At 43.0% G+C, this 3,090-nt stretch carries 4 protein-coding genes; 3 read left to right on the top strand and 1 reads right to left on the bottom strand.

Going from position 1 to position 3,090, the window contains the following annotated elements; translation table 11 throughout:
- The 3 genes from AC3WVG_RS11285 to istB all read left to right on the top strand — a co-directional run.
- A partial coding sequence (locus tag AC3WVG_RS11285) for a hypothetical protein (protein WP_488798219.1) occupies positions 1 to 199 on the top strand: 199 nt, incomplete at its 5' end.
- A gap of 20 nt (positions 200 to 219) precedes the next feature.
- Entirely contained in the window at positions 220 to 1,716 is a 1,497-nt protein-coding gene (istA, locus tag AC3WVG_RS11280) for an IS21 family transposase (RefSeq protein ID WP_488798218.1), read from the top strand.
- The gene (gene istB, locus AC3WVG_RS11275) at positions 1,709 to 2,479 is read left to right on the top strand and encodes an IS21-like element helper ATPase IstB (protein WP_488798217.1); all 771 of its coding nucleotides are present in this window, start codon (positions 1,709 to 1,711) and stop codon (positions 2,477 to 2,479) included. The genes istA and istB overlap by 8 nt, the downstream gene beginning before the upstream one ends.
- Before the next feature lie 287 nt (positions 2,480 to 2,766).
- Here the strand turns inward: istB and AC3WVG_RS11270 are convergent.
- Positions 2,767 to 3,090 (bottom strand): UPF0236 family transposase-like protein (locus tag AC3WVG_RS11270; protein ID WP_488798216.1); only part of this gene is annotated, 324 nt, incomplete at its 5' end.

Here is a 3,090-nt window from a genome sequence, read left to right as displayed (position 1 = left end):
CAAAAGTGCCGCAAAACAAGACGCAGTTCGCCAAATTGCCGTCGAGAAACTTGAGAGTATTATGGATTTGGAGCCCCAAAACGCCGCAAAACAAGACGCAGTTCATCGTCGACTAAACGGCATCGTGGACTACCTTATTTGGAAAGAATCTGCCGCAAAACAAGACGGGATAGCCAGTTGCCTCTCTGGCGCGCCATAATGAGCGTGGAGGTGAGCAAAATGGATACACAAACGTGGGCCGAGATTCGCAGGTTGAGAGAGCTCGAGAAATTATCCGAGAGGCAAATTGCTGAAAGGTTGATGATTTCGAGAGGAAAAGTGAGACGGGCATTGACTGGACTCCCCAGCCAAAGGCTAGTCAGACAAAGAGGCTCCAAACTGGACAGTTTTAAGCCAGCTATCAAAGAGATTCTGGAAGAATATCCAAAGTTAAGCGGACAACGCATCTTTGAAAAACTGCGAGACAGAGGCTATCCGGGTGGGTTGAGCACTGTTAAGAATTATTTGATGACCTTAAGGGGGCAAAAGTTGGAGGCCTTTGTCCGTTATGAAACCGGGCCAGGTGAAGAAGCGCAGGTTGATTGGGGTTACGCTGGCTTGTTTCCTTTTGAAGGCCATTGGCGAAAGATTTACTTCTTTGTCATGGTACTTGGTTACAGCCGTAAGTTGTGTGTTGAGTTCACAACTTCACAATCGCTGGAGACTTTTCTTCAGTCTCACCTTAACGCTTTTAAATACTTTGGCGGAGTACCCAAAAATATTCGTTATGACAATCTTCGCTCAGTGGTAATTTCCCGATACCTCAAGTACATTCAATTCAACCAGAAATTTCTTGAGTTTGCCGGCTATTATTTATTTGCTCCTCAGGTTTGTAATGTTGGGAAAGGGAATGAAAAGGGCAAAGTTGAGTCTGGGGTGGGCTATGTTAAGAAGAATTTTCTAGCTGGCAGGGAATTTAGAGATTTTGCTGATCTGGAAAGCCAACTCAGGGAATGGCTGAAACAAGTCAACCAACGGAAACATGGCACAACCAAAGAAATCCCCGAAGATCGTTTTCAAAAAGAAAAAGAACATCTAGTACCGCTGCAAGGCAAGGACTATGACACAACTATCCCTCTGGCGACAAAAGCCCAGCATGATTGTTTTTTGCGGTTTGAGACTAATTATTATTCAGTTCCCTCAAAATATATTCTGCTGCCGCTCACTTTAAGATCAAGCAAATATCAGATCAAAGTATTTTACCAACAAACTTGCATTGCCGTTCACCAGCGTTCCTATGGTAACAATCGAAGGATCGAGGATCCAAAGCATTTCCAGGAACTTCTGAAAATCAAAAAAGCCGCTCACAACTCCAAGTTACGTGATCGGTTTTTGGCGCTGGCCCCCTGCTGCGCTCAATATTTTGATAGTTTGCTGCAATTAGAGAAAGACCTCAAAACAGAGATCAAACAAATCATGCGGCAAGTAGATCTCTATGGGGACTATGAAGTAATCCCGGCTATTGAGAAAGCTCTGCAGCACAAAGCTTTTGGTGCTGTTTACATTAAAAATATTATTGCTCAGAACCGGACCAGACGTCAGGAGAAACAAATTTTGCCTTTGCGCTTGTCCCAGCATCCAGAGATAGAAGAAATGGAGGTCATCCCTCATAACTTGGCACTTTACGATCAATTATTTGAAGATCATGAGAATGAGGAGGGAAACAACCATGGCTAAAAGATGGCAGATTGTAGGTCAGGAACCCCAAACTTTAGAGGAAAAATTAAAAACCTTGCAGCTAATCAATTCAGCTGAACGTTATCCTGTTCTGGTCAAACATGCGGCCAAGCATAATTTATCTTATGAAAAATTCCTGGAACAGCTTGTTGAGGAAGAATTAATCGCCAAACAGCAGCGAATCTTAAAAAAAAGAATCTGGGAAGCTAGATTCCCAACTATTAGCACTTTAGACCAATATGATTTCTCTCATCCCAAGAGAATTAACAAGAAGCTTGTCTTGTCCCTTTTTGATCTTAAATTCATGGAGAGGAGAGAATGGATAGTTTTGGTGGGAAACAGCGGCCTGGGTAAAACCCATCTGGCGAAAGCTCTGGGTTATGAAGCTTGCAGCAAGTGTTATCGGGTGCTTTTTACCAAGACAGCCCATGTCATACACGCTTTGCAAGCAGCCCAGAGTGATAATTCGCAAGAAAAAACTCTCAAGCGTTTTACCCGGCCGGATCTCCTGATCTTAGACGAAGCTGGATTTCTGCCACTTGATCAGGGGCAAGCCAACCTATTGTTTCAGGTAATTTCCGACCGCTACGAATATGGCCAGGGGTCGACGATTATTACGACCAACCTGGCGTTCAAAGATTGGGGTCGGATATTCCACGATAGTGTGCTGGCCCAAGCTGTGGTGGACAGAATTATCCATCGTTGTCAGGTGATCAAAATTGAAGGAGATAGCTATCGCAGCAAAGGTATGAAAAAAGAGTAAATTTTTATTAACTTAAAGGTTGTTTTGTTTTTTTCTTTGGCAAAAGAATATCGGGTTTGGTGTATCCTAATTGGTCATTGGTACTGTTTAAGTTGGCCATCTGGCCAGATCAAGTTGGCTAGATTGGTACTGTTTTAAGTTGGCGATGACAAGGAACTGGTACAATCAATTCCCTTTGAAACTTTTTAGCTTCACACCACCAACTTTCCCATTCTTTATTTAGCATCTTTTCTCCGATTTTTAATAAATAATTTGCTCCCGCGATACTCCAGCGCATGCCGCGCTTTTTAAATGGAAGCGCTCTCTTTATGGCGCGGTTTAAATGTTTCACTTATCCAAGTTGCGCCATCTCCTCCAAGAATTAAATGCTTAACTTTTTGCAGATTTAATCGCTTGTTCGCAAAAAGACTAAACTTCTCCGCAAATTTATCTCCTTCTTCTATCCCCATATACACAAACTTTCTCGATAATCCAAAACATTTCCCTTTTCCGCCCGCATAGCGTTTCCCCCAACCAGCGTAACCAATTCCAAGTTTTATTTCCGCGCGTTTTTTCTTTTCTCCTTGTGGCGCAATGCCGGTTCCATCCGCTTCTAACATTGCCAAAGCTTT

This window comes from Desulfovulcanus sp. (assembly GCF_982781345.1).
The sequence above is the reverse complement of the archived record's forward strand: the minus strand, read 5'-3'. Positions and strand labels throughout refer to the sequence as shown.